The organism is Acidovorax sp. LjRoot204 (assembly GCF_056175785.1).
The window spans coordinates 1-5,794 of sequence record NZ_JBGFFF010000220.1 but is presented as its reverse complement, the minus strand read 5'-3'; the positions used below and the strand labels follow the sequence as shown (position 1 = coordinate 5,794).

Genomic DNA, 5,794 nt, shown 5'->3' with positions numbered 1-5,794 from the left:
TCCGACAGCTGCTCCGCCAGCGCGGAGCGGTCGCGGTTGGTCAGCCACAGGTAGAGCATCGCGAGCAGCAGGATGTTCATTTCCGCCGCGATGTGCAGCAGGTTGAAGAAGCCTACCGGGGTATTGGCGTACTCGGCCGTGCCCGCCACCATGCCGACCAGCAACAACAGGGTGAGCGACAGGGACAGCATCGCCCAGCGCGGCGGCAGGCGCAGCATGCACCAGGCGAGCACCAGCAGCAGCGCGAAGCGGTAGTCCATCAGCACCGGCGCCGACGGCAGCGATACGCCACCGAAGGACTGCCGGACCTGCACCGCCGCCCACAGGCTGATCGCCAGGCCCAGCCCCAGCACCACCGGCCACATCCAATGCCGGCCGATCGTCGAGCGCGCCGCGGGCAGCGTACGTTCCTGCCAGCCGATGACGAGCGGCAGCGTCACCACCGCCACGCCGAACTGCTTGGCGAAGAACATCTGGAAGGCGGCGCTCACCGCCACGGCCGGCGTATTGACCAGCGCGATGCTGAAACCCAGCAGCGCGATGACGATGGGGTACACCAGCAGCCCGATCGCGGCGAACCGCATCAGGTCGCCGCGCTGCACGCCCGTGCCGGCCATGCGCGGCCATCCCATCCAGCGCGCGCACAGCCGCGTCCAGCCGTACTGGAACAGGTACGAGGCTGCGCCCCACGCCAACGTCCACGAGGGCTGGCCGTCATCGAACAGGTAGAGCTGGCGGAGCGTCCAGCCCGCGAACGTCAGCACGAAGCAGCCCGCCACCACGCGCGCATCGCGCACCAGCATGGCGATGGCCAGCAGCAGGCCGGTATGCAGGTGGATCAGCGAGGCATCGGCGAGTTCGCCGAAGAAGTCGATGCGGTAGCGGATCGGGATCTGCTGCAGCAGCAGGCACATGCCGCCCAACAGGAGCACCTGCATGCTCCCGCCCAGGCCACGCACCGGCTGCCCTGCATGATCGGCCATCCGTCCGCCCTTGCCCCTTGCCAGCTCCGCGTCCTCGCGCGCACGGCGGCGGCCCTGCCCCATCGCAGGCCGCCCCATAACGTACTACCACGCGCCGATGGACGAAAGCAGGACAGGCGCTGGCCTACCGTCCGTCAGCGCGCGACGGTCTCGAACACCAGTTGGCCGCCTTCCGCGCGGACGCGCACCGTATCGCCGGCGGCGAACGCACCCGACAGGATCTTGTGCGCCAGCGGGTTCTCCAGCTGTGCCTGGATCGCGCGCTTCAGCGGCCGCGCGCCGTATACCGGGTCGAAACCGACGTTGCCCAGCAGCATCAGCGCCGAGTCGTCCAGTTCCAGCGCGATCTGGCGTTCGGCCAGCCGCTTGGCGAGGTAACGCGTCTGGATGCGCGCGATCTCGCGGATCTGCGTCTTGTCCAGCGGATGGAACACGACGATGTCGTCCAGCCGGTTGATGAACTCCGGACGGAAGTGCGCCTGCACCACGCCCATCACCGCCGCCTTCATCTGCGTGTAGCGCTCCGGCGTATCAGCCGACCCATCGCCCTCGGACATGTCCTGGATCAGGCTGGACCCCAGGTTGGACGTCATCACGATGACCGTGTTGCGGAAGTCCACCGTGCGGCCCTGTCCGTCGGTCAGGCGACCGTCGTCCAGCACCTGCAGCAGGATGTTGAACACGTCCGGGTGCGCCTTCTCGACCTCGTCCAGCAGGATCACGCTGTAGGGACGACGACGCACGGCCTCCGTCAGGTAGCCACCTTCCTCGTAGCCCACGTAGCCCGGGGGTGCGCCGACCAGGCGGCTCACCGCATGCTTCTCCATGAACTCGCTCATGTCGATGCGGACCATCGCGTCGCTGCTGTCGAACAGGAACTCGGCCAGCGCCTTGCACAGCTCGGTCTTGCCCACGCCGGTCGGGCCCAGGAAAAGGAACGAGCCGCTCGGACGGTCGGGATCGGAAATGCCCGCGCGCGAACGGCGCACCGCGTCGGAGACGACCTTGATCGCCTCTTCCTGGCCGATCACGCGGCCGCGCAGCGACTGCTCCATCTGCAGCAGCTTCTCACGCTCGCCTTCCAGCATCTTGCTGACCGGGATGCCGGTCCAGCGGCTGACGACCTCGGCGATCTCCTCGTCGGTGACCTTGTCCTGCAGCAGGCGGAAGCCCTTCTGCTCGGCCTCCTGCGCGGCCGACAACTGCTTTTCAAGCTCCGGCAGCTGGCCGTACTGCAGTTCGCTCATGCGCGCGTAGTCCTGCTTGCGCTGCGCGGCCTCGAGCTCCAGCTTCGCGCGCTCGATCTGCTCCTTGATCTTCGTCGCACCGGTAAGCGTCGCCTTCTCGGCCTTCCAGATCTCTTCCAGGTCGTTGAACTCGCGCTGCAGCGATTCGATCTCGGTTTCCAGATCGGCCAGGCGCTGCTTCGACTGCGCGTCCTTTTCCTTCTTCAGCGCCTCGCGCTGGATCTTGAGCTGGATCAGCCGCCGCTCCATCCGGTCCATTTCCTCCGGCTTGGAGTCGATCTCCATGCGGATGCGGCTGGCGGCTTCGTCCATCAGGTCGATGGCCTTGTCCGGCAGCTGGCGGTCGGCGATGTAGCGGTGGCTCAACTGCGCGGCGGCGACGATGGCGGGGTCGGTGATCTCGACRCCRTGGTGCACYGCGTACTTTTCCTKCAGGCCGCGCAGGATGGCGATGGTGTCCTCGACGCTGGGCTCGCCGACGAACACCTTCTGGAAGCGGCGCTCCAGCGCGGCGTCCTTCTCGACGTACTTGCGGTACTCGTCCAGCGTGGTCGCGCCGATGCAGTGCAGTTCGCCACGCGCCAGCGCGGGCTTCAGCATGTTGCCGGCATCCATCGAACCCTCGGCCTTGCCTGCGCCGACCATCGTGTGCAGCTCGTCGATGAAGAGGATGATCTGGCCTTCGTTCTTGGCCAGGTCGTTGAGCACGCCCTTCAGGCGTTCCTCGAACTCGCCGCGGAACTTGGCACCGGCGATCAGCGCGCCCATGTCGAGCGACAGCACGCGCTTGCCGCGCAGGCCCTCGGGCACTTCACCGTTGACGATGCGCTGSGCCAGGCCTTCGACGATGGCGGTCTTGCCCACGCCGGGCTCGCCGATSARCACSGGGTTGTTCTTGGTGCGGCGCTGCAGMACCTGGATSGCRCGGCGGATCTCSTCGTCGCGGCCRATCACMGGATCSAGCTTGCCMAGGCGMGCGCGCTCGGTGAGATCCAGGCAGTACTTAGCCAGAGCGCCGCGCTGGCCCTCTGCCTCTGCGCTGTCCATCTTCTGACCGCCGCGCACGGCGTCGATGGCGGCCTCCAGGCTCTTGCGCGTGAGGCCGTTGTCCTTGGCGATTTTTGCTGCGTCTCCCTTGCTGTCGATCACGGCGAGCAAAAACAGCTCGCTGGCGATGAACTGGTCACCCCGCTTGATGGCCTCTTTCTCGGTGGCCTGGAGCACACGCCCTAGCTCAGGGCCGCCTTGTACCTGGTCGTTGCCCTGCACCTGAGGCAGGCGCTTAACCGCCGCCTCGGCCCCCGCCAACAGGCCGGGTACGTTGGCGCCCGCACGCTGCAGCAGCGCCTTCRGGCCATCGTCCTGTTGCAGCATGGCCTGCAGCACATGTACCGGCTCGATGTAGGCGTGATCATTGCCTAGTGCAATGCTCTGTGCATCGCTCAGGGCTTCCTGGAATTTGGTGGTGAATTTGTCGAGACGCATGGTCTATGTCCTCCGAGTTGCACTGAACTTGAGGCAGGGAGTGCCTGATTTCAAGACAGTTTTTCGTTTGGATATTGACCTGCGTCAGTAGCTTGACGCCCCTGCAATCAGCCGCTAATGCCAGAGGTTCAGAAAACCCAAAGACACCTAGCACTAAAAGCATTGCCTCAAAGAGTCAGGCTAAGCAATAGCGCAGAGGCATTCAGTGGACCCTCGAACCACTTATTGCGTAGCTGAGCTAGTACAGCTTGAGTCGGTGCTTGGTTTACATGTCCTCACGCGCCCCGTCCGCGCTACAACCACACGCCGGGTTTCTTCCAGGGCGCTTGTGCTAGGTGCGTCGGTCCTAGCAATAGTCAAACTCAGCGCCACAGGCGCAGCACTGTTGTCCACGGAATAGCCAGAATTATCAAATTTAATATAAGGAGTTGATCCCGCGGCGATACTATTACCGGTGATGCTGAAATAGCTCTTGAGCGCATCTCGCGTTTGAACCGCCACGTCAGTCCCCTCAGTATAAGAATTGTCACGATTCATATCCACATAAACAATCCAGCCACTGTTCCAGCCAGTACCCTTAGGAATCACAAATGCATTCCTACCCGTCTTCATAGCCTCACCCTTTGCAGCATTCACCGCGGCCAGCAGCGAGTTTGTTAGCGAGGTGAGTTCCGAATTACGCTGATATTGGACAAAACTAGGCACAGCAAGCGCAGCCAACACTGCCGCAATAGCCATCGTAATAATAAGCTCAATCAGGGTAAAACCAGTACTCCGATTTTTCATAATCATGGCCAACAGAGTTGCGGATTCGTCGCTGCAGCAGTACCCGTGCACGATTTTGTACCGGTAGTCGTCATCTGCAACGCACCTACTTTGGGATCAGCCTTGATTGGTGTGGCTATAACTCTGACGCAATCGCCAATAGAGAGGGTACTAGAGCCGGCCGGACAAGTATCTGCACTTAATATGTAATGAGAATTTGCCAATGTATCACCCGAAAAGGTCTTGAAGGGCACAGACGTCGCAGTAACCCCCCCGCAAGCCGAACCTGGAGAGGTAGCGGTCGCAGCACCCGTCGAAGAATTCGTGGTGAATCCAAGATAGCAATTCTGCTGAGTGATATAGCGCTCCTGTTGCTGAATTAACTGCGCCACCGCTGCCCTACCTTGGGCCCTACGGCCCTTCAAGACAGAATCAGTATAAGCAGGATAAGCAACAGCAGCTAGGATACCAACAACTGCCACAACAATCATGAGTTCAATCAAAGTGAACCCCATTGAATAATTTTTAGTTCTATTCATGGCGCATTCTTCATATCTTGATAGTTAAAAATTTGCCGCCAATTTAAGCGCCCGATAGTTTCTTTCGTCGTCACAGGAGGGGCACTAGTATCAATACCGCTCTGCGCCTGTGTAAAGCGACGCAATGTTGTCGTCCGGACACGTCTGCCTGTACTATCAGACGGAGTAACCACAGTCTCCGAATCGCTCGAGAGGAGCACCGGTGGCCCAAGCAGACCAAGACTAGAGGGCGTATAGGAGCCGGACCCACTGTTGATACTCAGAAAATATTGGTTGCCGCTGCCCAGTGTGTTAGAGCAAGAACCGGCTCCCGAAGTGGTAGAGCCAGGGATCTTCGAATTCACAGCAGCAGACAATGTTCCAAGGTCAAGCGCGGCTTGGTCGATTCTTTCACCAGACACTGGCAAATCAAAATACCAACCAGCGCGGCTGCTAGTATCGGCATTAGTCGTCGGACGCCCCCACTTGAAGGTACTGACCGCGATGGTCTTGGTAGTCGTATTTACAGTACCTGCTTGCAGGCGCCCTCGACCGGTAATAACGCTAGCCCCGGCCGGCGAATCATCGGCAGTAGTAGTACCATTGTCATATACAGCGTAGAGCGACTGCGTCGTTGTGGAAATATTATCGCCCGATTCTAGATATTTACCGGTTCCAAAAACCACATAAAAAGACTCCAATCCGCCGACAATCGGACCCGCGAAAGGCGTTGGAGCCGCAAAAATAGGCTGCACCTTGGGACTCGCATCTCCGGTGCGGGCGATATACAGTGGGT

The 5,794-nt window shown here is 61.0% G+C and carries 4 protein-coding genes and 1 pseudogene; all 5 read right to left on the bottom strand.

All coding sequences use genetic code 11. From position 1 onward, the window contains the following. On the bottom strand, positions 1 to 938 hold a 938-nt coding region (locus tag AC04MI_RS23015; RefSeq protein WP_476498794.1), incomplete at its 3' end, for a hypothetical protein. A 179-nt stretch (positions 939 to 1,117) separates the two neighbouring features. Beyond that, positions 1,118 to 3,715 (bottom strand): ATP-dependent chaperone ClpB, encoded by a 2,598-nt coding sequence (gene clpB / locus AC04MI_RS23010; RefSeq protein ID WP_476498793.1) that lies wholly within the window; start codon positions 3,713 to 3,715, stop codon positions 1,118 to 1,120. A 222-nt stretch (positions 3,716 to 3,937) separates the two neighbouring features. Then, positions 3,938 to 4,507, bottom strand: a complete 570-nt coding sequence (locus tag AC04MI_RS23005; protein ID WP_436079201.1) for a GspH/FimT family pseudopilin — start codon at positions 4,505 to 4,507, stop codon at positions 3,938 to 3,940. Then, entirely contained in the window at positions 4,504 to 5,019 is a 516-nt protein-coding gene (locus tag AC04MI_RS23000; protein WP_436079202.1) for a type IV pilin protein, read from the bottom strand. Before AC04MI_RS23000 ends, AC04MI_RS23005 begins: the two co-directional genes overlap by 4 nt. Beyond that, positions 5,016 to 5,794 (bottom strand): annotated as a pseudogene (locus tag AC04MI_RS22995) (pilus assembly protein PilY); the annotation flags it as partial. The gene AC04MI_RS23000 and the pseudogene AC04MI_RS22995, both read right to left, overlap by 4 nt.